The sequence below is a fragment of the Ectopseudomonas chengduensis genome (genome assembly GCF_900102635.1).
GTDB lineage: Bacteria > Pseudomonadota > Gammaproteobacteria > Pseudomonadales > Pseudomonadaceae > Aquipseudomonas > Aquipseudomonas chengduensis.
This window is the reverse complement of sequence record NZ_FMZQ01000017.1, coordinates 82,476-106,695: the sequence shown is the minus strand read 5'-3', so window position 1 is coordinate 106,695 and position 24,220 is coordinate 82,476. Positions and strand designations below refer to the sequence as shown.

21 protein-coding genes and 2 tRNA genes are annotated in these 24,220 nt (G+C 59.3%); 1 reads left to right on the top strand and 22 read right to left on the bottom strand.

The genetic code is table 11. From position 1 onward, the window contains the following. Positions 1 to 336 precede the first annotated feature (336 nt). The 12 genes from BLS08_RS22600 to BLS08_RS22545 form a co-directional block, all read right to left on the bottom strand. Positions 337 to 1,971: an HsdM family class I SAM-dependent methyltransferase gene (locus tag BLS08_RS22600; protein ID WP_017676603.1), complete on the bottom strand. Its 1,635-nt coding sequence runs from the start codon at positions 1,969 to 1,971 to the stop codon at positions 337 to 339. Further along, positions 1,965 to 5,114, bottom strand: coding sequence for a type I restriction endonuclease subunit R (locus BLS08_RS22595; protein ID WP_241032993.1), 3,150 nt, complete (start codon positions 5,112 to 5,114; stop codon positions 1,965 to 1,967). The genes BLS08_RS22600 and BLS08_RS22595 overlap by 7 nt, the downstream gene beginning before the upstream one ends. A 137-nt stretch (positions 5,115 to 5,251) precedes the next feature. Further along, positions 5,252 to 5,328: transfer RNA gene (locus BLS08_RS22590), tRNA-Pro, on the bottom strand. Positions 5,329 to 5,403: 75 nt separating this feature from the next. After that, positions 5,404 to 5,760 (bottom strand): MerR family transcriptional regulator, encoded by a 357-nt coding sequence (locus BLS08_RS22585; RefSeq protein ID WP_013716019.1) that lies wholly within the window; start codon positions 5,758 to 5,760, stop codon positions 5,404 to 5,406. Then, on the bottom strand, positions 5,741 to 6,043 hold the full coding sequence (gene ihfA / locus BLS08_RS22580; protein WP_003243414.1) for an integration host factor subunit alpha: 303 nt from the start codon (positions 6,041 to 6,043) through the stop codon (positions 5,741 to 5,743). Before ihfA ends, BLS08_RS22585 begins: the two co-directional genes overlap by 20 nt. A gap of 3 nt (positions 6,044 to 6,046) precedes the next feature. Beyond that, positions 6,047 to 8,425: a phenylalanine--tRNA ligase subunit beta gene (gene pheT / locus BLS08_RS22575; RefSeq protein WP_017676601.1), complete on the bottom strand. Its 2,379-nt coding sequence runs from the start codon at positions 8,423 to 8,425 to the stop codon at positions 6,047 to 6,049. A gap of 44 nt (positions 8,426 to 8,469) precedes the next feature. Then, positions 8,470 to 9,486, bottom strand: a complete 1,017-nt coding sequence (pheS, locus tag BLS08_RS22570; protein WP_017676600.1) for a phenylalanine--tRNA ligase subunit alpha — start codon at positions 9,484 to 9,486, stop codon at positions 8,470 to 8,472. 96 nt (positions 9,487 to 9,582) lie between these two features. Next, entirely contained in the window at positions 9,583 to 9,939 is a 357-nt protein-coding gene (gene rplT / locus BLS08_RS22565; RefSeq protein WP_003461224.1) for a 50S ribosomal protein L20, read from the bottom strand. Positions 9,940 to 9,968: 29 nt separating this feature from the next. Then, entirely contained in the window at positions 9,969 to 10,163 is a 195-nt protein-coding gene (gene rpmI / locus BLS08_RS22560) for a 50S ribosomal protein L35 (protein ID WP_003461222.1), read from the bottom strand. Between the two features lie 60 nt (positions 10,164 to 10,223). Then, entirely contained in the window at positions 10,224 to 10,775 is a 552-nt protein-coding gene (gene infC, locus BLS08_RS22555; protein WP_169886860.1) for a translation initiation factor IF-3, read from the bottom strand. Continuing rightward, positions 10,775 to 12,697, bottom strand: a complete 1,923-nt coding sequence (gene thrS / locus BLS08_RS22550) for a threonine--tRNA ligase (protein ID WP_017676597.1) — start codon at positions 12,695 to 12,697, stop codon at positions 10,775 to 10,777. The genes infC and thrS overlap by 1 nt, the downstream gene beginning before the upstream one ends. A 267-nt stretch (positions 12,698 to 12,964) precedes the next feature. Then, positions 12,965 to 13,041 (bottom strand) — tRNA-Val (locus tag BLS08_RS22545). 183 nt (positions 13,042 to 13,224) lie between these two features. On the opposite strand from BLS08_RS22545, the gene BLS08_RS22540 reads away from it, so the two are divergent. Then, complete coding sequence (locus tag BLS08_RS22540) at positions 13,225 to 14,508, top strand: NAD(P)/FAD-dependent oxidoreductase (protein WP_017676596.1); 1,284 nt, start codon at positions 13,225 to 13,227, stop codon at positions 14,506 to 14,508. A gap of 48 nt (positions 14,509 to 14,556) precedes the next feature. On the opposite strand, the gene BLS08_RS22535 is transcribed toward BLS08_RS22540, so the two are convergent. The 10 genes from BLS08_RS22535 to pqqA all read right to left on the bottom strand — a co-directional run bounded on the left by BLS08_RS22535 (position 14,557) and on the right by pqqA (position 24,192). Next, positions 14,557 to 15,510, bottom strand: coding sequence for a PA2778 family cysteine peptidase (locus BLS08_RS22535; RefSeq protein ID WP_186351536.1), 954 nt, complete (start codon positions 15,508 to 15,510; stop codon positions 14,557 to 14,559). Continuing rightward, complete coding sequence (locus BLS08_RS22530; protein ID WP_021490532.1) at positions 15,495 to 15,902, bottom strand: PA2779 family protein; 408 nt, start codon at positions 15,900 to 15,902, stop codon at positions 15,495 to 15,497. Before BLS08_RS22530 ends, BLS08_RS22535 begins: the two co-directional genes overlap by 16 nt. 80 nt (positions 15,903 to 15,982) lie before the next feature. Further along, positions 15,983 to 17,707: a hybrid sensor histidine kinase/response regulator gene (locus tag BLS08_RS22525; protein WP_017676593.1), complete on the bottom strand. Its 1,725-nt coding sequence runs from the start codon at positions 17,705 to 17,707 to the stop codon at positions 15,983 to 15,985. Next, on the bottom strand, positions 17,691 to 18,854 hold the full coding sequence (gene ercA / locus BLS08_RS22520; RefSeq protein WP_017676592.1) for an alcohol dehydrogenase-like regulatory protein ErcA: 1,164 nt from the start codon (positions 18,852 to 18,854) through the stop codon (positions 17,691 to 17,693). Before ercA ends, BLS08_RS22525 begins: the two co-directional genes overlap by 17 nt. 77 nt (positions 18,855 to 18,931) lie before the next feature. Then, entirely contained in the window at positions 18,932 to 20,839 is a 1,908-nt protein-coding gene (locus BLS08_RS22515) for a S9 family peptidase (RefSeq protein WP_017676591.1), read from the bottom strand. Further along, the gene (pqqE, locus tag BLS08_RS22510) at positions 20,827 to 21,981 is read right to left on the bottom strand and encodes a pyrroloquinoline quinone biosynthesis protein PqqE (protein ID WP_017676590.1); all 1,155 of its coding nucleotides are present in this window, start codon (positions 21,979 to 21,981) and stop codon (positions 20,827 to 20,829) included. The genes BLS08_RS22515 and pqqE overlap by 13 nt, the downstream gene beginning before the upstream one ends. Continuing rightward, complete coding sequence (gene pqqD, locus BLS08_RS22505) at positions 21,953 to 22,234, bottom strand: pyrroloquinoline quinone biosynthesis peptide chaperone PqqD (RefSeq protein ID WP_017676589.1); 282 nt, start codon at positions 22,232 to 22,234, stop codon at positions 21,953 to 21,955. Before pqqD ends, pqqE begins: the two co-directional genes overlap by 29 nt. Before the next feature lie 85 nt (positions 22,235 to 22,319). Next, the gene (gene pqqC / locus BLS08_RS22500; protein WP_017676588.1) at positions 22,320 to 23,072 is read right to left on the bottom strand and encodes a pyrroloquinoline-quinone synthase PqqC; all 753 of its coding nucleotides are present in this window, start codon (positions 23,070 to 23,072) and stop codon (positions 22,320 to 22,322) included. A gap of 86 nt (positions 23,073 to 23,158) precedes the next feature. Beyond that, positions 23,159 to 24,073, bottom strand: coding sequence for a pyrroloquinoline quinone biosynthesis protein PqqB (pqqB, locus tag BLS08_RS22495; protein WP_017676587.1), 915 nt, complete (start codon positions 24,071 to 24,073; stop codon positions 23,159 to 23,161). A 47-nt stretch (positions 24,074 to 24,120) separates the two neighbouring features. After that, positions 24,121 to 24,192 carry a pyrroloquinoline quinone precursor peptide PqqA gene (gene pqqA, locus BLS08_RS22490; RefSeq protein WP_003243383.1) on the bottom strand — a complete coding sequence of 24 codons (72 nt, stop codon included), beginning with the start codon at positions 24,190 to 24,192 and terminating at the stop codon, positions 24,121 to 24,123. Positions 24,193 to 24,220: the final 28 nt, after the last annotated feature.

Genomic DNA, 24,220 nt, shown 5'->3' with positions numbered 1-24,220 from the left:
TGCTCAAAAATTGAGCAGAAGCAGTTGAACACCTGGGTCAGTTTTCAGTCGGCAGAACAGCCTCTACTGGGTCAGTTTTCGGTCAGCGGCAACACCAGGGCTTCCGGTCCTAACAACAGCCACGTCACCCGGCCTTAAAGTTGACTTTTTGATCTTGTTATGAAATGCACTCGTGACATATTTTAGATTGGAAGGATCGAAGAAAAATGGTCGAATATTTAATGAGCGAAGAAAGGGGATGCCTTTATCGACATACTCACTTGCCATCGACCCTACGTAACCAACAGTAATCCTTTCAGCTAGATCACCAAGGGGTTTTGTCTTTTTGGTTAGCATCTACTTGAACTCCAATGATTTTACTTTCGAGAGTATTTGGAGTTCTAGATTCGACGACAAAGAAAACAATTTTTCTAAATTTTCGCTAAAGCCTTGCAATTTATCACTGAACTGCTCCGGAGTTAGGTCAGAATATTCAATCCTCACTTCAAAATACTGCCCGGCACTCAGACTGTAATTCTTGGCGGCGAGCTCCTCGTAACTCACCACTTTGGAGAAATCCTCCACTTCTCGTTTATCGTTGAAAGTGGCGATAATGTGGTCTTCCTCGACTTCGGAAAGGAGGGTCTTCTGGTTCTTACCATCCTTGACCTTGGTTCCGAGATTGGAGGCATCGATCAGCACCACGTCTTCTTTATTAGCGGCATCGATAAATAGGATGGACACATTGGTGCCGGTAGTGGCAAAGATATTGCTAGGCATGGATACAACGCCGGCCAGCATTTTGTTATCCACCAAATGCTTGCGTATAGCCTTGTCTATACCACTTTGCGTAGTGATGAAGCCAGTGGGCACTACCACAGCCGCTTTGCCGCCGGGTTTCAGCGAATGGATGATGTGCTGCAGGAACAGCTGATAAATGGCCATCTTGTCGACGGCCTGCTTGGGTATGCTCGGCACCCCGGCGAAGAAGCGCTCTCGATGCTCATTGCTGTCCAGCGCGTTACGGAAATCGCTAAAGTCCATCTTGAACGGTGGATTGCTGACGATATAGTCGAATTTTTTAAGCGCTTTGCCCTCCCGATGGTAAGGGTGAAGCATGGTGTTGCCCTGGATGATGTTAGGGATGGAATGCACTAGGTTGTTGAGGATCAGGTTTAGGCGTAGCAGGCTGGATGACTTTTGTGAAATGTCCTGCGAATAGATACTGCAACGCTGCTCGCCAATGGCGTGGGCGATATTCATCAGCAGGGTGCCGGAACCCGCGGACGGATCGTAGCAACTCACGTTCCTGATTTTTCCGCGCACCTTCTCCGGCACTAGGATGGCGGCCATGATCTGAGCCACGGAGTGTGGCGTGTAGTACTCGGCGTATTTACCACCACTGTTACTGTTGTAGTCTTTGATCAGATATTCGAAGAGCGCTGCGTAGAAATCGTACTTCTGCGTAAAAATACGCTCAAAGCTGAACGCCACCAGCTTGTTGATCAATGCGCGGCAAAAACTGTCGCGTTTGGACGGATCTGAGATGTATTCGCTGACGCGGTCAAATAGCGTGACTTTGGCTCCGCCATCGGTTTTCACCGCGAAGATGTCGTTGTTGGTAATGGCGATGTCGCGCAGGGTGTCGTCAAACAGCTTCGCGAATTCTGGCTCATTCTGCCGGCCAAACAGATGAGCTAGAAAGTGCTCTGGCTTCAGGCGTGGAGTGTCAGGTCCCAACTGCAATTGCAGCATTTCCAATTCATCTGCGCTAAGGCCAGCCATGGCCTGCTCCCAAGTGAGGGCTTGGCTTAGCTCAGGACGGATTTTCTTCGCTTCGAAGGTGAATTTGTCATTGAGAAATTTGTAGAGAAAGACCTGGGTGATGATCTTGAATTCGTTGCCGTCGTTGCCCAAACCGTAGTCGGCGCAAGTCGACTTAAGGCTGTCAATCAGCCGGCGAGTGCGTTGCTCAAATTCCTGCGTTACCACGTACGTGTTCCTATTCGGGTGCCTGAGGCAAACTCATTAATATATTCGGCCACCACCAACTGGTTGATGGTGCGGGAAGCGTCTGGGGTGAGCTTAATCTTCTGGTGATTTTGGAACTCGCCAATCACGAGCGGCATCATCATCCCTTCGAAATATCTTTCATTACTCACGAGCTGGGTGTTCTGTAACACCTGCTCGTCGGCCGCCTGTTTGACGCCAGAGAGAGCCTCAAACAGGCGGCGTTCGGTTTGCGTGAGGCCGCCACGCTCTTGCAGGCGCTTGTGTATGCGGGTGTATTTGGCATCACCCTGATACTTGGCGCGTAGCTGGTTATTCTGCCGGTTGAGCTCTTTGACCTGGTCATGAATCGCGTTGAGCGCGCCGATATTGGCGGTCATTTCGTCTTGGGTGACTTCGTTGAGTTTTTTCTTCTTGAAAAGCCGCTCCAGCTCCTGCCTCAGAGTGATGAACTTGGGGTCTTGCTGATCGAAATTGTCGGCCAGTGCTTCGCGGGTCTGGCGCAGAGTGTTCTTGAGCTTGTCAGCCAGTACAAGCTCTTCTTCCCGGATCTTGGTGAACATGAACAGCACATCTTCCAGCGCCAAGTTGAGCAGGTTGCTGGTGTCAGTGCTGGATTCGATGCTCTCTTTCAGGTTGAGCATGTCGAGGTGGTTGCAGGTTTCGCGGTAGAGTTGGTTAAGCTTCTGAAAATCAAGCTGCTGCAGGAGTGCGTAGTCAGCCTGCAGGCGAATCAGGTTATAGAGGCTGCGGGCGTCGCCCAGTGCTTTCTTGAGCGCCAGCACCGTGGCGCGATCCTGAATTTGGGTGATCTGCCGCGAAAACTCTTCGGCGTTTTCGATGTTGAAGCTGAATAGGATGTCCTTTATCGCTTCGATTTCCTCGGCAATTTCTTCAGCGGATTTGAACAGGTTGGAGTAGTGCTCAACCTCATCGCCTAGCTCGGCCTGCAGCTCGTCGAAATAGGCCTTGTTGGTAGCGTCGAACTCCTTGCGGATGTCGGCGAAATCAACCACATAGCCGTAGCGAAAATCCTTGTAGGTGCGATTGACGCGAGTGAGAGCCTGCAGCAGGTTGTGTGAACGGATCACACGACCTAGGTAGAGCTTTTTCAGGCGCTTAGCATCGAAGCCGGTAAGCAGCATGTTGTAGACGAAAAGTAGGTCGACCTTGCCCGCTTTGAAGTCTTCCACCCATTGCTTGCGCTCTTCCTTGTTGCCCACGTCGTGCAGGATCAGTGCTGCGCTCTTGACGCGGTTTTCCAATAGGCTGCGGGCAGCGTAACTGCCGGGCTTCGCTGCGGCGATCAAGGCCTGCGAGGAATCCTGCAGGTTGGGGCTGGGCTGGCCCTGCTTGGCATGAACAGCGTTGAAGATCTCAAACATCTGCCGGGCCTGCTCGGCGCTGTCGCAGATCACCATACCGCCGATGCTGGTATCAGCTAGTGCACCGCGGCTCTTTTCGAAGTCACGCACGATGTATTCGAGCATGGGCTCGACAAACTTAGGGTGGGCGTAGATGAGCTTGCGGTCGATATCACCCTGCTGCAGTTCTACGGCGGCCAGCGCTTCCTGCAGGACGAGTTTGTAGTTAGTGGCGATTTCTTCGCGGATCAACCGCAAGGTATAGCCGTCGGCGATGGATGCGTTGTAGTAGTACTTGTGGATGTAGTCGCCAAACAAAGCGCGGGAGTTGTAGTCATCGCCGAGCAAAGGAGTACCGGTAAGTCCAATCTTGATGGCGCTACGGTCCGACTGGCTTAGATTTGCGAGGAAACTGCCCTGCGGGTTGTAGCTGCGGTGTACCTCATCAAGGAAGTAGACACGCTGGATGTTGACGTCGTAGTCCTCGGTACGCACCACGTCCGGGTCATCCTGGAATTTCTGGATGTTGACCACGGTGATCTCGGGCCTTCCGCTGTGGTTGTGTAATACCTGGGTGGCCTTGATATCACGGGCGAAGGCTTCACGGCTGTCGATGCTGTGTACGATCAGCCCACGCCCGGAAAACTCACGCTGGGCCTGGGTGAGCAGATCGAGCCGGTCGACGATGAAATAGAACTTGGGGATTATGCCCTGGCGCTGGAAGTAGTCCGTCAGAAAGCGGACGTTGTAGTAGGCAAGCGCGGTTTTACCGCTACCCTGGGTGTGCCAAATGATGCCCTTGTGTACGCCGGCATCAAGCTTCCTCTCAATCGCCTTAGTGGCGAAAAGCTGCGGATAACGCATGACGTGCTTATGCAGGCCGTCGGCCTCGTTGACATAGACGAGCGAAAAACGCAGCAGAAAAGCCAGGCGTTGGCGGCTGAACAATGACGCGCAGATACGATTGGTCGGTGCGTCGGGATCCTTATTACTGAGGAACTCCGGGCTGTGCTTGATGACGTTGAGGTTGTTGTCGCGCAGCACCGCGTTCTCGACGTCGTCATCTTCGGCAGCCAGCAGCTCGGCCAGATTCAACGCTTCCTCTTCACGGAAGTAATTGAAGATCGGCGTGTCATAGGAAGGGCTGGCATAAAAAGCACCTTCGATGGGCTGCGGAGAACCGTCTTCGTACTCCATGTTGTTGGAGAAGACCATCAACTGGGTGATGTTAATGAAGCGACGGAAACGCGGATTGCGGCAGCGCGTAATGATGCGGTTTCGCTCAGCCAATACGCCTTCACGGTTATGGGGCTTCTTGACCTCAATAAAGACCAGCGGCATGCCATTGATAAGCAGAGTGATGTCAGGCCGAAACTCGTCGTCGCCGTTTTTGCAGGGCAGCTCGGTCACAACGTGGAAGCTGTTGTTGTCGAAGTTCTCAAAGTCGATCAGACGGATGCCCGAGCGCTCGATTAGCTTGTCATAGAAAGCCTGGCCAAGGTCTTCGTTGTCCAGCAGCAGCTTGACTTCCGCCAGCAGGCGGTCGATGTCAGCGGCTTCCACGCCAGGGTTGATCCTGGCTAGCGAAGAACAAAAAAGCGCGGGGAAGATATTAGTTTGCTCATCCCAGGAAGCCCCCTTCAGAGAGAAGTAGCTGTAGCCCAGGCGAACTAGGTTCAATATACAGGGGATCTTGACGCGCGAATCTTCACTGAAAACCATTAAGTTTGCTCTTCCTTCTGCGTGGATCAGCTTGGGCAAGAGCGAGCTGATCTGCTCCGAACCCTCGATTAATGCTAATCCCCTATCGCTATCAAGCCAATCTCAATTGGCAACGAAAAACCGCAGGCATAAAAAAATCCAGTCACCGCTAAATGACTGGATTTTCTAGGGTTTTTTGGTCGGGACGGAGTGATTCGAACACTCGACCCCTTGCACCCCATGCAAGTGCGCTACCGGGCTGCGCTACGCCCCGACGATGCTTTCGGGTGACCGAAAGCGGGAGGAACTATACATTAAGCTTTTGAAATAAGGCAACTTTTTCTTAGCCCTACTTCTTCAGCACGTGCAAAACGTCCTCGAGCTCGGCGATCATCTGTTTGATCAGCTGACGATACTGAGTGGTGTCGTCCTTGGCTTCGTCACCAGAAAGGCGCTGACGTGCGCCACCGATGGTGAAGCCCTGATCGTACAGGAGCGCACGAATCTGCCGAATCATCAGCACATCCTGACGCTGGTAATAGCGACGGTTACCCCGCCGCTTTACCGGATTCAGCTGTGGGAATTCCTGTTCCCAGTAACGTAGAACGTGGGGCTTGACCGCGCAGAGTTCACTGACCTCACCGATGGTGAAGTAGCGTTTGCCGGGAATTGCCGGTAGTTCGTCGTTATGACTTGGTTCCAGCATAGGCCTCGACCCTGGCTTTCAATTTTTGCCCTGGACGAAAAGTGACCACACGGCGAGCCGTGATTGGAATCTCTTCCCCTGTTTTCGGGTTACGGCCGGGTCGCTGGCGCTTGTCGCGCAAGTCGAAGTTGCCGAACCCGGACAGCTTGACCTGTTCGTTCAGCTCAAGAGCCTGGCGGATCTCTTCAAAAAACAGCTCCACCAGTTCCTTGGCTTCCCGTTTGTTCAGGCCGAGCTCTTCATACAGACGTTCCGCCATTTCAGCTTTCGTCAGAGCCCCCATACGCTACTTCCTTAACGTGGCGTTGAACCTTTGTTCGAGGCAGGTGAGGATATTTTGCGTAGTAGTACTCACCTCATCGTCATTAAGAGTGCGCGATGGATGTTGCCAGGTCAAGCCGACGGCAAGGCTTTTTCTAAGCGGATCAATGCCTTTACCGTGATAGACGTCAAATAGCTTGAGGTCCGTCAGCCATTCTCCCGCCGTTTCACGGATTGCGCCCAGCACAGCCTCGGCCGGCTGCTCGCGGTCGACCAGCAGCGCGAGGTCACGACGCACTTCAGGGAAGCGCGACAATTCGCTGAATACAGGCATGCGACCAGCAGCCACTTCGGCCAGCACCAGCTCGAAGAGGAATACCGGCTGATCCAAGCCCAGGGTCTTGGTGAGTTCAGGATGCAGAGCACCGATGAAGCCAACCAGGCGCCCTTCCCGTTCGATGCGAGCGGTCTGGCCTGGATGCAGAGCAGGATGCTCGCCAGGCACGAAGCTAAAGGCATCGGCCGCACCGGCATAACCCAGCAGCGCCTCGACATCGGCTTTCAGATCATAGAAGTCGACGTTATCACGGCTGTTGGCCCAGCCCTCAGGCAGGCGGCTGCCGGTGATCACGCCGGCGAGCATGGCTTCCTGCTGCAGACCTTCCAGCTGACCGACAAAACGCAGGCCGCTCTCGAACAGACGCACGCGCGACTGCTGACGATTGAGGTTGTGCTGCAGCGCCTTGACCAGCCCTGGCCACAGCGAGGAACGCATAGCGGCCATATCGGCAGAAATAGGGTTGGCCAGTTGCAGCGGCTCTACACCCGGAGTGAACAGCTCGAACAGCTTGGGATCGATAAAGCTATAGGTGATAGCTTCCTGGTAGCCACGGGCGACCAACAGGCGACGCAGAGCAGGCAGCTCAGCACGCGCCTCGGACTTGGCCTGTGGCGCCAGACGGGCCTGCGGGTAGCGCACCGGCAGACGGTTGTAGCCGTACAGGCGCCCCAGCTCTTCGATCAGATCCACTTCCAGGCTGATGTCGAAACGGTGACTTGGCACACTGACCAGCCACTGGCCGGAGCCCTGAGCGCTGACACCCAGCCCCAGCGCGGTGAGCAGACGCTCGACTTCGGCGCTGTCCATCTCCATACCCAACATCTGGTTGATGCGCTCGGCGCGCAGGGTGATCGGCGCCACGCTCGGCAGATCGGCCTCGCTGCTGACTTCGATGACCGGGCCGGCTTCGCCGCCAACGATCTCCAGCAGCAGCGCAGTCGCGCGCTCCATTGCCTGGCGCGCCAGTTGCGAATCCACACCACGCTCGAAGCGGTGCGACGCGTCGGTGTGCAGGCCATAGGAGCGGGCCTTGCCGGCAACGGCGATGTTGTCGAAGAAGGCGCTTTCCAGGAACAGATCGCGGGTATTGTCGCTCACACCGCTGTGCTCACCGCCCATCACGCCGGCGATGGCCAGCGCGCGGCCATGATCAGCGATGACCAGAGTATCGGCACGCAGGCTGACTTCCTGGCCGTCGAGCAACACCAGCTTCTCGCCCTCTTCAGCCATCCGCACGCGAATGCCGCCATTGATTTCGGCGAGGTCGAAGGCGTGCATCGGCTGGCCGAGCTCGAGCATCACGTAGTTGGTGATGTCCACCGCTGCATCGATGCTGCGAATATCGGAACGACGCAGGCGCTCGACCATCCACAGCGGGGTCGGGCGAGACAGGTCAACGTTACGTATAACGCGACCGAGGTAACGCGGGCACGCCTTGGGCGCAAGCACCTCGACTGGGCGTACTTCGTCATGTGCAGGAGCAACGACGTCGATAGCGACCGGTGAAACAGCGGCGCTGTACATCGCACCGACTTCCCGAGCCAGGCCGGCGAGCGACAGGCAGTCACCACGGTTGGGGGTCAGGCCGATCTCGATGCTGGCGTCATCCAGCTGCAGGTAAGCGCGAATGTCGCTACCCACCGGCGCATCGGCCGCCAGCTCCATCAGGCCGCTGTTGTCTTCGCTGATCTGCAGCTCGGACGCCGAGCACAGCATACCCTGTGACTCCACGCCACGCAGCTTGGCCTTCTTGATCTTGAAGTCGCCCGGCAGCTCGGCGCCGATCATGGCGAACGGAATCTTGATGCCAGCGCGGGCATTGGGCGCACCGCAAACGACCTGGAAGGTCTCGGCACCATTGCTCACCTGGCATACGCGCAGCTTGTCAGCGTCCGGGTGCTGTTCGGCACTGAGGATCTCACCGACCACGATGCCACTGAAGGCGCCGGCCACCGGCTGTACCGCGTCGACTTCGAGGCCGACCATGGACAGGCGTGCGACCAAATCCTCGCGGGATACATCGGGATTCACCCAACTGCGCAGCCATTGTTCACTGAATTTCATGTTGTCTGTTCTCCTTAAACGAATTCGATCACGAGGGGCGGCGGCTAGCGAAATTGCGCCAGGAACCGCAGGTCGTTATCGAAGAACAGGCGCAAGTCATTGACGCCGTAACGCAGCATGGCCAGGCGCTCGACACCCATGCCGAAGGCGAAGCCGGAGTATTTCTCCGGGTCGATACCGCTCATGCGCAGCACGTTCGGGTGGACCATGCCGCAGCCCATCACTTCCAGCCAGCCGGTCTGCTTGCACACGCGGCAGCCCTTGCCGGAACACATCACGCACTGCATGTCGACTTCGGCCGACGGCTCGGTGAAGGGGAAGAAAGACGGACGGAAACGCACGCCCAGGGGCTTTTCGAAGAACACACGAAGGAATTCCTCGATGGTGCCCTTGAGGTCGGCGAAGCTGATGTCTTCGTCGACCAACAGGCCTTCGACCTGATGGAACATCGGCGAGTGAGTGATATCGGAGTCGCAGCGATAGACACGGCCGGGACAGACGATGCGGATCGGCGGCTGCTGCGATTCCATGGTGCGTACCTGAACCGGCGAGGTGTGGGTACGCAGCAGCATGTTCGCATTGAAATAGAAGGTGTCGTGCATCGCCCGCGCCGGGTGGTGGCCAGGGATGTTGAGCGCCTCGAAGTTGTGGTAGTCGTCTTCGACTTCCGGGCCCTCGGCCACGTTGTAGCCGATATGGGTGAAGAACTGCTCGACACGCTCGAGCGTGCGCGTGACCGGGTGCAGACCACCGGAAGCCTGGCCACGGCCTGGCAGGGTGACGTCGATACGCTCGGAGGCCAGCTTCTCGGCGAGCAAGGCCTGCTCAAGCACGGATTTGCGGGCATTCAGGGCGTCTTGCACTTGATTCTTGGCGGTGTTGATCAGGGCGCCAGCCTGCGGGCGCTCTTCGGCCGACAGCTTGCCCAGAGTCTGCATCAGGGCGGTCAGTTCGCCTTTCTTGCCAAGGTACTGAACCCGGAGCTGTTCCAGGGCATTGACATCTTCACTTCGTTGCACGGCCTCAAGCGCTTGCGAGACCAATGCATCCAGATTTTCCATTTACAGACTCCAGATACGAAATAGGGGAAGAGCTGTTAAGGCTCTTCCCCTATCTTTGACGTTGCCACCGGGCGAGCCCGGTGATTGTCGGGGGACTTAAGCCAGAACGGCCTTGGCCTTCTCGACAATCGCAGCAAACGCCGCTTTTTCGTTCACTGCCAGATCAGCCAGAACCTTACGGTCGATTTCGATCGACGCTTTCTTCAGGCCAGCGATCAGACGGCTGTAGGACAGACCGTTGACGCGAGCACCAGCGTTGATACGAGCGATCCACAGTGCGCGGAACTGACGTTTTTTCTGACGACGGTCACGGTAGGCATATTGACCAGCCTTGATGACAGCCTGCTTGGCAACACGGAACACACGCGAACGAGCGCCGTAGTAGCCTTTAGCCAGTTTCAGAATCTTTTTGTGACGAGCACGAGCGATAACGCCACGCTTAACACGAGCCATGAGTAATTACCTCTAAGTATCTTGACCGATTAACGAACGCGCAGCATGCGCTCGACTTTAGCTTTGTCCGACGGACCGATCAGCGAGCTGCCACGCAGCTGGCGCTTACGTTTCGTGGACATCTTGGTCAGGATGTGGCTCTTGAAAGCGTGCTTGTGCTTGAAGCCTGTAGCAGTCTTCAGGAAGCGCTTCGCAGCACCGCTCTTGGTTTTCATTTTTGGCATGTTTTGTACTCCGCATTCATTAACAACTGATAACCATCAGGCCTGCCAGTGCCCGGTAGATTATTTACGCTTCTTGGGTGCGATGACCATCATCAGCTGGCGTCCTTCCAGCTTAGGATGCTGTTCTACAGTGCCGATTTCAGCGAGGTCAGCTTCGACCCGCTTCAACAGCTCCATACCCAGTTCCTGGTGAGCCATCTCACGGCCGCGGAATCTCAGAGATACCTTGGCCTTGTCCCCATCTTCAAGGAAACGTACCAGGTTGCGTAGTTTTACCTGGTAATCCCCATCTTCCGTCCCTGGACGAAACTTGATTTCTTTAATCTGCTGCTGGTGCTGGTTCTTCTTGGCGATAGCAGCCTGCTTCTTCTTCTCGAACAGGTGCTTGCCGTAGTCCATGATGCGGCAAACTGGCGGCAGTGCGTCAGCAGAGATCTCTACCAGATCCAGCTTGGCTTCTTCAGCCACGCGCAATGCCTCATCGATCGAAACAATACCAACCTGCTCGCCGTCCGCACCAATCAGGCGCACTTCACGAGCGGTGATGTTTTCGTTGATCGGCGCCTTAGGGGCGGCCCGCTTGTCCTGTCTCATTTCACGCTTAATAGTTATTACTCCAAATCTTGGCGACCACGCCGGGAAACCGCTTGCTGCAACTGCGAGGCGAACTGCTCGATGGGCAGAGAGCCCAGATCGACGCCTTCACGGGTACGGACAGCAACGGATCGAGTCTCGACTTCCCGATCTCCAATAACCAAGAGATAGGGAACCTTGAGCAAGGTATGCTCGCGGATTTTAAAGCCGATCTTTTCGTTTCTCAAGTCAACCTTGGCACGAAAACCGCTTTGATTGAGAGTTTTCTCGACTTCACGGGCAAAATCGGCCTGCTTGTCGGTGATATTCATGATCACCGCCTGGGTCGGAGCGAGCCAAGCCGGGAAGGAACCGGCGTAATGCTCGATCAACATACCGATGAAACGCTCGAACGAACCGAGGATCGCACGGTGCAACATGACCGGGCGTTTGCGGCTGTTGTCTTCGGCGATGTAGCTGGCATCCAGGCGCTCAGGCAGGTTCGGATCGTACTGCAGCGTACCGCACTGCCAGTTACGCCCCAGGCAGTCACGCAGGGTGAATTCGATCTTCGGACCGTAGAAGGCGCCCTCACCCGGCTGATATTCCCAGGCCAGGCCGGATTCGTTCAGCGCTTCGGCCAGCGCGCCTTCGGCGCGATCCCACAGCTCGTCGGAGCCCACGCGCTTGGCAGGACGGGTCGAAAGCTTCATGGCGATATCGCTGAAGCCGAAGTCCGCATAGACCTGCAGGGTCAGCTTGATGAAATCGGCCGCTTCCTTCTTGACCTGATCCTCGGTGCAGAAGATATGCGCATCGTCCTGCACGAAGCCACGCACACGCATGATGCCGTGCAGCGCGCCGGACGGTTCGTTGCGATGACAAGCACCAAATTCGGCGAGACGCAGCGGCAGGTCGCGGTAAGACTTCAGGCCCTGATTGAAGATCTGCACGTGGCACGGGCAGTTCATCGGCTTGACCGCATAGTCGCGGTTTTCCGAAGCCGTGGTGAACATGTTCTCGGCGTAGTTGGACCAGTGCCCGGAACGCTCCCAGAGGATGCGATCGACCACCTGCGGCGTGCGCACTTCCACGTAGCCGTTCTCACGCTGTACCTGGCGCATGTACTGCTCCAGCACCTGGTAGACAGTCCAGCCATTGGGGTGCCAGAACACCATGCCCGGCGCTTCTTCCTGCAGGTGGAACAGATCGAGCTGCTTACCGATGCGACGGTGATCGCGCTTTTCAGCTTCTTCGATGCGCTGGATATAGGCAGCCAGCTGCTTCTTGTCAGCCCAGGCAGTGCCGTAAACACGCTGCAGCTGCTCGTTCTTCGAGTCGCCTCGCCAGTAGGCGCCGGAAATACGAGTGAGCTTGAACGCCTTGAGGAAGCGCGTATTCGGCACGTGCGGGCCGCGGCACATGTCGACGTATTCTTCATGGAAATACAGCCCCATGGCCGTTTCGTCCGGCATGTCGTCGATCAGACGCAGCTTGTATTCCTCGCCACGGGACTTGAACAGCTCGATGACCTCGGCACGCGGCGTCATCTTCTTGATGACGTCGTAGTCCTTCTCGATCAACTCGGCCATGCGCTTTTCGATGGCCGCCATGTCTTCCGGCGTGAAGGGGCGGTCGATGGCGATGTCGTAATAGAAGCCTTCATCGATAACTGGGCCGATCACCATCTTGGCGTTCGGATACAGCTGCTTGACTGCATGCCCAACCAGGTGAGCGCAGGAGTGGCGGATGATTTCCAGCCCTTCTTCGTCCTTCGGCGTGATGATCTGCAAGGTGGCATCGGTATCGATCACGTCACAGGCATCGACCTGCTTGCCGTTTACCTTGCCAGCCAGGGTGGCCTTGGCCAGGCCCGCACCAATGGATTGAGCGACCTCCAGCACGGATACCGGATGATCGAACGAACGTTGACTGCCGTCGGGAAGAGTAATGATGGGCATGGCGCCTCCTCTCCTAGTGGTGACCCCTACGAAAGGTCACGTGGGTTGGGATGAGCCAGGAAGCGATTCAGCGGTGTACCCACCTAACGATGGCAGGAGCCCGAAGGCCAACCAGACCGAACCAGAGTCACTGGAAGTAAAAGAGTGCGGATGCTTTCAGAAAGCCTGAGCCCTGACAAGCTGCCGTTTGAAACAAACACGTAAAACCTGCTCGAAAAATCCGAGCAATAAAAAAAGGGGTCGCTTAGCGACCCCTTTTTATCGATTTGGTAGGCACAATTGGACTCGAACCAACGACCCCCACCATGTCAAGGTGGTGCTCTAACCAACTGAGCTATGTGCCTTCGATGGGTGCGCATTCTACGCAGATCTTTTTGGCCGTCAACAGGTTTTTTCGCTAACTCACTGAAATAGGCCAATTTTTTATCGAAACCGGATCGTTGAATATTTTGCACGGACACTAGCCGGCCATTTTCAACTCAGGTAGCATCGGATCATTCGTAAAAAATAAAGAACAGAGGTTCAAGATGGCGCACACGGCATATCCACAATCCTATTACGCCGCTTCAGCCAACCCCGTCCCGCAACGCCCTACCCTCCAAGGCGAAGTGGAAACCGATGTGTGCATCATCGGTGCGGGTTACACCGGCCTGTCCACTGCACTGTTTCTGCTGGAAAACGGTTTCAAGGTGAGCATTGTTGAAGCGGCCAAGGTCGGCTTCGGCGCATCGGGTCGTAACGGCGGACAGATTGTCAACAGCTACAGCCGCGATATCGACGTGATCGAACGCACGGTCGGCCCCAAGCAAGCACAACTGCTCGGACAGATGGCCTTCGAGGGCGGCCGCATCATTCGTGAGCGCATCGCCAAGTACGACATCCAGTGCGACCTGAAGGATGGCGGCGTGTTCGCCGCGCTGACCAGCAAGCAGATGGGCCATCTGGAATCGCAGAAGAAACTGTGGGAGCGCTACGGCCATACCCAGCTGGAGTTGATGGACGCCAAGCGTATCCGCGAAGTGGTCGCCACCGACAACTATATCGGCGGCATGCTGGACATGAGCGGCGGCCATATCCATCCGTTGAACCTGGCGCTCGGCGAAGCTGCCGCTGTCGAGTCGCTCGGTGGAGTGATCTACGAACAGTCTCCAGCGACTCGCATCGAGCGTGGCGCCAACCCGGTGGTACACACCCCGCAAGGCCGTATCAAAGCCAAGTTCGTGGTCGTCGCAGGTAACGCTTACCTGGGCAACCTGGTGCCGGAGCTGGCGTCCAAATCGATGCCGTGCGGCACCCAGGTGATCACCACCGAACCGCTGTCCGATGAAGTCGCCGCCAGCCTGCTGCCGCAGGACTACTGCGTGGAAGACTGCAACTACCTGCTCGACTACTACCGCCTAACCGGTGACAAGCGCCTGATCTACGGCGGTGGTGTGGTGTATGGCGCACGCGATCCGGCGAACATCGAAGCGATTATCCGGCCGAAAATGCTCAAGACCTTCCCGCAGTTGAAGGACGTGAAGATCGATTTCGCCTGGACCGGCAACTTCCTGCTGACGCTGTCGCGCCTGCCGCAGGTCGGTCGTATCGGCGACAACATCTACTACTCGCAAGGCTGCAGCGGCCATGGCGTCACCTACACGCACCTGGCGGGCAAGGTGCTGGCGGAAGCGTTACGTGGTCAGGCCGAGCGTTTCGATGCGTTCGCCGGGTTGCCGCACTACCCCTTCCCGGGCGGTCGCCTGTTCCAGGTACCGTTCAGCGCCATTGGCGCCTGGTATTACACGCTGCGCGACAAACTTGGCGTGTAATCCCGCCATAAACGAAAACGGCGCCCTCGGGCGCCGTTTTCTTTTGCATCACGGACAGGCCGGTAAGGCCTGACACTGCCCACCAGAACCACTGGCTTTCGGCGGTGCGGCGAAGCGCCCATCCTCCGGCGCCAGACGCTGTGCGCAGGCCTGGGCCTGCTGCGCCTCAGCAGCACAGCCCTGCTCACCCAGTACTTGCGACAGGTTGAACCAACCCGCAGCAAAACCCGGCTCGCGCTTGAGGCTCTCACGCAACGCCTGCTCGGCGCCCTTGCGGTCGCCATCGGCGTAGCGGCTGTTACTCAGGGCGAACCACGGCAATGACTGCTCCGGCCAGGCCTCGGCGGCGCGGCGATAGGCGCGCCGAGCCGGCTGAGCATTGCCGGTTTGCTCAAGGTCGTTGGCAGCCTTCATCCAGACATGCATGTCGGCCTGTGCCGGCAAGCGCTCCGGAGGCAGGGTCACTACCGCCCAGCGCCCACCGCGCGCCCAGGTTCTGTCGAAGCTGTTGAAGCTGTCTTCGAGCCTGCGCGTGGTGGCCGAGCGCAAAATCAGCGTGCGCTCGCGGCGGTCGTAACCCACCACCACCGCGAAGTGCCATTGCGGATACCAGTCGAATGCCAGGTTCTGCAGCACCAGCACCGGGTTGCCGGCGGCCACCTCGGCGAGCACCGCCTCCAGGCGTGGCTGCAGCGGATACACCAGCATTTCGTGATTGCGTGCGGCGGCGACCATCTCCACCTGCAGGCTGCCTTCACGGCTGGGGATGTAGACCTTGTCCTTGAGCGCACCAGGCGTGGTCAGCACGCCACGCTGGTTGAGCATGGTGGCCAAGGCGGCCGGGCCGCACTGATAGGCGTCCTGGGGGAAGAAGGGAACGTCGGTGAGCTCCACCCGCTCAGGCAAACGCTCGCCCACCGGTGATAACACCGGGGAGCGAGCGCAGGCTGTGAGTAGAACGATCGATGCGATACAGCAGAGGCGAATCAGCGATTTATGCATTTGACGAAATTGAAGATGTTGGTGGCGCACAGCATATCAGTGATGATGAAGATCACCAGAAACAACACGATGATGCCGACCACACCCGCACCGGCTGGTGCCTGATCCAACTGCTGGTTGAACTGCGCCAGTTCGGCCGGGGTCAGGCTCGCGATACGTGATTCGACCTGATCACGGTCGACGCCCATCGATACCAGTTTCTCCTTCACCTGCTCGTCATCGAGCATGGCCATCAACTGTTCCTGATCCACCTTGTGCTGCTGCTCGGCGATCACCTCGTGAGTGCCGACCATCGCCGCATTCGCGGCAGGAATCTGGACCACCAGCAGCAGGTGAAACAGCGCGGTAATAGCCGCCAGACGGCGCATAACGGGGTTCATGGAAATTGTCATTGTGGTTATCTCCTGAGGGACGAGGTAGCCAATAGACAGCATCCAAATCGCTCAGGTTCACTCCACCAGTCTGCGCGCGTTCACGTTTCCATCAAAAGCTGACTGAGCACCGCACGCAGCTTGCCCGGCTTGACCGGTTTGTTCAGCAAAGGCGCACCCAGCGCCTGCAATTCGCGACGACAGTCATCGCTGCGATCGGCGCTGATGATCAGCGCCGGAATCGGACTGGAAAACTCATCACGTAGCTGCTGAATCACCTGACAACCGAGCACCCCGTGATCGAGGTGAAAATCCGCCAGAATCACCTCTGGCGCCCTGCCCTGCAGACGCTGCAGGGCCTCGCTCAAATCGACCGCCGTGACCACCTCGCAGCCCCACTGCCCGAGCAGCGCCTGCATGCTGTGCAGGATGTCGACTTCGTTATCGATCACCAACAGGCGCCTCCCCGGCAGGGGATTGCCGAGAACCGGTTGCGTCGCGGATTGTGCCTGGCGCCGCGGAGCCTCCTGCGCCAGCGGCACGCGTATACTGAAGACCGAACCACGCCCTGGCTGCGAGTACACCTGCACCGGGTAGCCCAGCATGCGCGCGATGCGCTCGACAATGGCCAGCCCCAGGCCGACACCCTTGCGCTCGGCCGCACGCCCGACCTCAAGCTGGCTGAACTCGAGAAAGATCTTGTCCAGTTGATCGGCCGCGATGCCGCGGCCGCTATCCCACACCTGTAATTCGACGAAAGCGCCACGCCGACGTGCACCAAGCAGCACGCCGCCACGCTCGGTGTAGCGGCAGGCATTGCTGAGGAAGTTGCGCAGGATGCGCGTCAGCAAGCGGAAATCGGTATGCACCGCGCAATTGGCAATTCGCGCGCGTAGGCGCAAACCGCTGGCCGAGGCCACACCTTCGAACTCGGACGCCAGCGGAGCGAGCAACTCTTCAAGGCGATAGACATCGAGATCCGGCTTGATCGCCGCCTGATCCAGCTTGGAAATATCCAGCAGATCCGCCAGCAGATCTTCGGCGCCTTCCAGGGCCAGGTGGCTACGCTCCACCAGGTTCTGCTCGGCACTCGGTAATTCACGCTCACGTAGCGTGGAGATCAACAAGCGCGCCGCGTTAAGTGGCTGCAGCAAGTCATGACTGGCCGCGGCCAGGTACTTGTCCTTGCTGCGGTTGGCCGCTTCGGCCGCGTCGCGCGCTTCGCGCAGGGCCAGCTCGATGCGCTCGCGCTCCTCGATCTGCCGCTGCAGATTGCGGTTGGATTCGAGCAACTCGAAGGTGCGCGCAGCGACGCGGCGCTCCAGTTCGTCATTGAGTTGTTGCAGGCGCTGCTGCGCCTGCTTGCGCTCGGTGATATCGGCGACGAAGCCTTCGAAGATGCCCTCGCCTTCAGGCTTGAGCAGCAGGTTCATCAGCACGTCGATGGTGCTGCCATCGCGCCTGCGCAGGCGCGTCTCGTAGCCGAGCAGAGCCTGGCCCTGGCTAAGCCCCTGGCGAATCACCTCCAGCTCGTCGAAGCCGCCGACGAACAGGTGCCGAGCCAGATCGCCCGGCGACCATAGCACCTGCTGCGGGTCGTCATAACCGAGCATGCGCGCCATCGCCGGATTGGCCGCCAGTACACCGTCCTGCAGGCTGGCCTGGATGATCCCGTGCACGGCGTGTTCGAACAGCCATTTATAGCGATTGCGCTCGACTTCCAGCTCTTCCAGGCGCGCCAGCAGCTCGGGGTAATGACTCTTGCGCGCCGACTGGCTGCCGAGCCCCAGCAGCCCGGCAAGCGCTTCGTCAGAGCGCCTCGCCATACACCACCTCGACGTCACGCTGGGTCGATTCACGCGGGTTGGTGAGGATGCACGGGTCGTCCATCGCATGGCTGGACAAGAACGGAATGTCAGAGGTACTGACGCCGTGCAGGCTGAGCGTCTCGCGAAAGCCCATGGCGTGCTTGAAGGCAATCAGGTGCTCGACCAGACGCTGGCGAATCTGCGCATGGTTGAGCCCACGGCAGTCGATGCCGAGGGTTTCGGCGATGACCTTGAAACGCTCCGGCGCCGCACTGTAGTTGAACGCCACCACGTGCTCGACCAGCACTGCATTGCACAGACCGTGCGGCAAGTCGAGGTAGCCACCGAGGCTGTGACTCATGGCGTGCACCGCGCCAAGGATCGCGTTGGAGAACGCCAGACCAGCCTGCATGCTGCCAAGCATGATCTTCTCGCGCAGGGCGATGTCGCCCGGGTTGGCGATCATCTGCACCAGGTTGCCGTTGATCAGGCGCATGGCTTCCAGCGCATGCGGATCGGTCAGCGGGCCGTGGCCAGTGGAAACGAACGCTTCGATGGCGTGCACCATGGCGTCGATGCCGGTGCAGGCCGACAAGAACGGATCCATGCTCAGGGTGGTTTCCGGATCGATCAGCGACACGTCCGGCACCACTGCCTTGCTGACGATGGAGAACTTCATCCGCTCCTGCTGGTTGGAAATGATCACGAACTGCGACACGTCGGCCGACGTGCCGGCGGTGGTCGGGATCAGGATCAGCGGAGGGCTGGGCACGCGAATGGTGTCCACGCCTTCGAATTCGAGAATGCTGCGACCGTGGGCGACGACGATGCCGATGCCCTTGGCGCAGTCCATCGGGCTGCCGCCACCGACCGCGACGATGACGTTGCAACCCTCGCTGCGATACAGCTCGGCGCCCTCCATCACCTCTTCCACGCGCGGGTTGGGCGACACCTTGGTGTACAGGCAGTAGGCGATGCCCTGGACCTGCAGGCTCGCCTCGACATCGCCAGCCCAGCCCGCGGCGACTACACCGGGATCGGAGACGACCAGCACCTTGCGTGCACCGAAGGTCTTGGCGTAATTGCCGACGTTATGCCGGGAGCCGGCGCCAAAGATGATCTCGGGGGAAACGAACTTTCGCAGCTGATTCAATTCGTGGCTCATACAACGGCCTGAAATTTATTGTTATGGAATGGCGATCAGCCTACTGCATTGCCGGGTTAATGCAATGCGACCTGCGATCAGCTCAGCCGCTGATAAAAGGCATGCTCAGCGCGCAGAGCCTCGGCCAGGTTGGTGGCTTGACGGAAACCGTGGCGTTCCTCGGCGAACAGGTGGTATTCCACCGGGAAACCGCGCTGACGCAGTGCCTCGATCATGCTTTCGGTCTGGCTCGGCACCACCACCGCATCCAGTGCGCCCTGGAAGAAAATCACTGGTGCCTTGATCCGTTCGGCCTGCAACAAGGGTGTGCGATCCCGGTAGCGCTCGGCATCCTGCTCGGGGTCGCCGATCAGCCAGTCGAGATAATCCGCCTCGAACTTGTGGGTCAGCCGGCGCAGCGCCAGCGGGTCGCTGACACCATAGAGGCTGGCGCCGCCACGTAACTGCGGCAGCTCGGCCAGAGCACGCAGCGCGCTGAAGCCGCCAGCACTACCACCGCGCACGAACACACGTTGCGCATCGATACGGCCATCACCGGCCAGTGCGTCGATGGCGGCGCGGATGTCCTCGACTTCCAGCTCGCCCCACTGGTCAGCCAGACGCAACCGATAAGCACGACCGTAACCACTGCTGCCCCGGTAATTGAGGTCGAGCACGGCGAAGCCGCGCAGCGTCCAAAAGGCGATACGCGGATCGAACACCGGGTAGCTGGCTGAAGTCGGCCCGCCGTGCAGGAAGATCAAAAGCGGCGGGCGCTCCCCGGTTGATGCAGGCGAGTAGAAAAAACCATGGCTGCGTTCGCCCTCACCGACCCCACAGCTGAATGGCTGGGGTCGTGATAGCTGTGCTTCCGCCAGCGGCTGCTCGCCGCCAGCCAGCATCTGCAATGCGCCATCGCTGCGGCGAATGGCAAGCACCGCTGGCAGACGATCAGGAGCGGCAGCGATGCAGTAGAAATGTTCGTTGTCGGCAGCCAGGCTACGGAAACGCGTAAACCCTTCGGCCAACAACCGCTCCGCCTTTGGATAGGGTGTCGCGGGGCCGCCCAGGCTGTGCTCAACAATTGTGTTGTCGCCGAGATCGCTGGTGCGCGCAGCGCACCCTACCAGAACGCCTTTGCCTTGCTCGAAACGCGTCAGTAAAAGCTCGCCGTTTTCCAGCGGCAGATAGGTTCGACCGCCCAGTTGCCAGGGCGCTGGCGCGTGATCATAGGGCTCGGCGTGCAACGTTGTGTCGCCATCGACGCAACAGGGTTGCCACCACCCTGCCTTGTCGCTCAACACCCACAACCGGCCCCGGGCATCGAACCGCGGCTGCTGCAGGGCCTGATCGCTGCCCTGCCCGGCCAGCACCCGAGTGCGCTCGCCGGACTCACGCTGGCACAGGCGCGTGGCGATCCAGGGCTGATGTGGTCGATCCCATTCGATCCAGGCAAGACGCTGGCCAGTGGGGTCAGCCACCGGCGCCGCATAGAAATCGGCACCCTCGACCAGTACCTCACGCTTGCCGTTCAGACCGATGCGCACCAGGCGATGCACCGCCGCGCCGCCTTCATGACTTTCCTCCACAGCCAGCAACGCCTGCCAGGCGGGCACGAAGGACAGGTCGCCATAACGGCAGTGGGAGTGACTGGTGATCAGGTAGGGTGCGCCGTACGCACCGCCGTCCAAGCCGATATCGATACGATAGACCTGCTGATCACGCTCATTGACGAACGCCACGCCATGCTCCGTGGCACAGCAAGCGCCACCGCCGTACTCGTAGACGCGGCTGCGCACGGAGAACCCTGGCGGGGTCAACTCACACACCACACCGTTGCGGCAGAAGAACAGCCCGCAACGCGCCAACTGTGGGTCGAATGCCACCCACAACACGCCACCGTGGGCAGCGTGCAGTTCGGCGAAGTCGGCACTGGCGGCTGCAGCCTGCTCGGCGCTCCAGATCGCGTCAGGATCGGTGCGCACGGCGCACCCTACGCTTTGCATATGATTCGTGAGGCCTTCTCGTTGCGATACTGCAGTTCACCCAGCCCAAGCGGTGCTTCATCGGCCTGCTGACGTGCAGCGAGAATAACGCCATGGTGCGCCGACTTGCTGCATACCGGGTCGGCGTTACTGGCATCGCCGGTGAGCATGAAGGCCTGGCAGCGACAGCCGCCGAAATCCTTGTCCTTCTCGTCGCACGAACGACACGGCTCGGGCATCCAGTCGTCACCGCGGAAGCGGTTGAAACCGAAGGAATGCCGCCAGATATGTTCGAGACTGTGCTCGCGCACGTTGGGAAACTGCACCGGCAACTGCCGCGCGCTGTGGCAAGGCAGCGCCGTGCCGTCAGGGGTGATGTCGAGGAACAGGTTGCCCCAACCGTTCATACAGGCCTTGGGGCGCTCCTCGTAGTAGTCCGGGGTGACGAAGATCAGCTTGCACGGGTGGTTCTCGGCCGCCAGCTTGTCGCGCCACTGATTGGTGATGCGTTCGGCGCGCTCCAGTTGCGCGCGGGTCGGAAGCAGCCCGGCTCGGTTCAGCTCGGCCCAACCGTAGAACTGGCAGGTGGCGAGCTCGACGAAATCCGCCTCCAGCTCCAGGCACAGTTCGATGATGCGCTCGATATTGTCGATGTTGTGCCGGTGGGTGACGAAGTTGAGCACCATAGGGTAGCCATGGGCCTTGACCGCGCGGGCCATCGCCAGTTTCTGCGCGAAGGCCTTCTTCGAGCCCGCCAGCAGGTTGTTCACTTCCTCATCGGCAGCCTGGAAGCTGATCTGGATATGATCGAGGCCGGCATCGGCGAACTCGGCGATACGTGCTTCGGTCAGGCCGATGCCGGAGGTGATCAGGTTGGTGTAGTAGCCCAGGCCGCGCGCCGCTGCGATCAGCTCGGCCAGATCCTGACGCACCAGCGGCTCGCCACCGGAGAAGCCCAGCTGCGCCGCCCCCAGTCCACGGGCCTGGCGGAATACCTCGACCCATTCGGCGGTCGACAACTCTGGGCCCTGCTGGGAGAAGTCCAGCGGGTTGGAGCAGTACGGGCACTGCAGCGGGCAGCGGTAGGTCAGCTCGGCCAGCAGCCACAGCGGTGGCCCTGGTTCATGACCTGCCTTAGCGAAGCTCGATCCAGAACTGAGCATGGGCCACCTCCATGAAGGCAAGAATGTCCTCGTCGATACCGGGCACATCGGGGAAGCGCTGGTGCAGGTTGCCGATGATCTCGGCCACCGAGCGCTTACCGTCGACCTGCTGAAGAATCTCGCTGGCGCTGTCGTTGAGCTTGATCATGCCCTCCGGATAGAGCAGCACGTGGCAACCTTGCGCCGGCTCGAACTGCAGGCGAAAGCCGCGGCGGATGGAGGGCACGCTGGGTGGGAGGATGACAGCAGTCATTGTTCGGGCTCCTGACTGGTGCGTGCGGCGCACCCTATAAAGGACTCGGCCTCAAGGTGCGCCGTGCGCACCGCTCGCTCGATACTCATAAGGCGATACCCCGATGCCAAACGCGCTCGGCAGTCACGGTGTGATACGGCGGACGCTGCAGCTCGTAGGCCATGCTCATGGCGTCGAGCATGCTCCACAGCACGTCGAGCTTGAATTGCAGGATCTGCAGCATGCGCTCCTGCGCTTCGCGCGTGCGGTAGTGTTCGAGGGTGATGCGCAGGCCGTGTTCGACATCGCGGCGCGCCTCTTTCAGACGCTTGCGGAAGTAGTCGTAGCCGGTGGCGTCGATCCATGGGTAGTGCTGCGGCCAGGCATCCAGGCGCGACTGGTGGATCTGTGGGGCGAACAGCTCGGTCAGCGAACTGCTGGCCGCTTCCTGCCAGTTGGCGCGACGAGCGAAGTTGACGTAGGCATCGACGGCGAAGCGCACGCCGGGCAGCACCAGCTCCTGCGACAGCACCTGATCACGGTAGAGACCGACGGACTCGGCCAGGCGCAGCCAGGCCTCGATACCGCCCTCTTCTCCGGGCGCACCGTCATGATCGAGGATGCGCTGAATCCACTCGCGCCGGGTTTCGCGATCCGGGCAGTTGGCGAGGATCGCCGCATCCTTCAGCGGGATATTGACCTGGTAGTAGAAGCGATTGGCCACCCAGCCCTGGATCTGCTCGCGGGTGGCGCGCCCTTCGTACATGGCGCGATGGAACGGGTGATGGATGTGATACAGCGCGCCCTTGGCGCGCAGCGCCTGCTCGAACTCGGCAGGGGTCATGGCAGGTTGGCTCATCAGTATCTCCGATACGCGTTGCGTAGGGTGCGCCGTGCGCACCAGCATTCTTTAAGGTCCGCGCGACCTGAACGGCCCCGAACACCCTACAAAACGATGCTCATGCCATCGAACGCGACCTCGATGCCGTGGGCGTCCAGTTCGGTGCGCTCGGGCGAATCCAGGTCGAGAATCGGGTTGGTGTTGTTGATATGGATAAGGATCTTGCGCGCGGACGGCAGGCCGTCGAGCACCTCGATCATGCCGCCAGGGCCGCTTTGGCACAGGTGGCCCATCTCACTGCCGAGCTTGTCGCCCACCTCACACACGCGCATCTCGTCGTCACGCCACAGCGTGCCATCGACCAGCAGGCAGTCCGCGCGGCGCATCCAGCCCAGCAGGTGCTCGTCTACCTGGCCCAGGCCTGGTGCGTAGAACAGGCTGCGGCCGCTGCGACGGTCCTCGATGAACAGGCCGATGTTGTCCCCCGGGTACGGATTGCCGCGATGCGGCGAATACGGCGGCGCGCTGCTGCGCAGGGCAATGGCGGTGATGCTCAGCGCCGGACAGGCGGGAATGCTGAAGGGTTTTGCATCCAGCTCGATCAACTGGTGCTGCAGGCCGCCATTCCAGTGGCTGAGCATGTTGAATAGCGGAAAACCGGTGGTCAGGTCCTGATGCACCATCTCGGTACACCAGACCTGATGCGGGCAGCCTTCGCGCAGGGTAAGCAGACCGGTGCAATGGTCGATCTGGCTATCGAGCAGGACGATGCCGGCGATGGCGGTGTCACGCAGCTTGCGCGCTGGTTGCAGCGCCGGAAAGGCCTCGATCTGCGCACGGATGTCCGGCGAGGCATTGCACAGGATCCACTGCTCACCGTCATCGGAAATGGCGATGGACGATTGCGTGCGCGGCTGCGCCCGCAGGGTACCGGCACGCACGCCGCGGCAGTTGCGGCAGTTGCAGTTCCACTGGGGAAAGCCGCCGCCAGCGGCGGAACCGAGAATCTGGATATGCATGGAAGTCACCAGCGGGGATGCCCCGGACGAGCCGGGGCCAGGAGCGATCAACGGTTGGCGAAATACATGGTCACTTCGAAGCCAATGCGCAGATCGGTGTAGGCGGGTTTAGTCCACATGATGCGGTCCTCTTGTTATGAAGCCGGG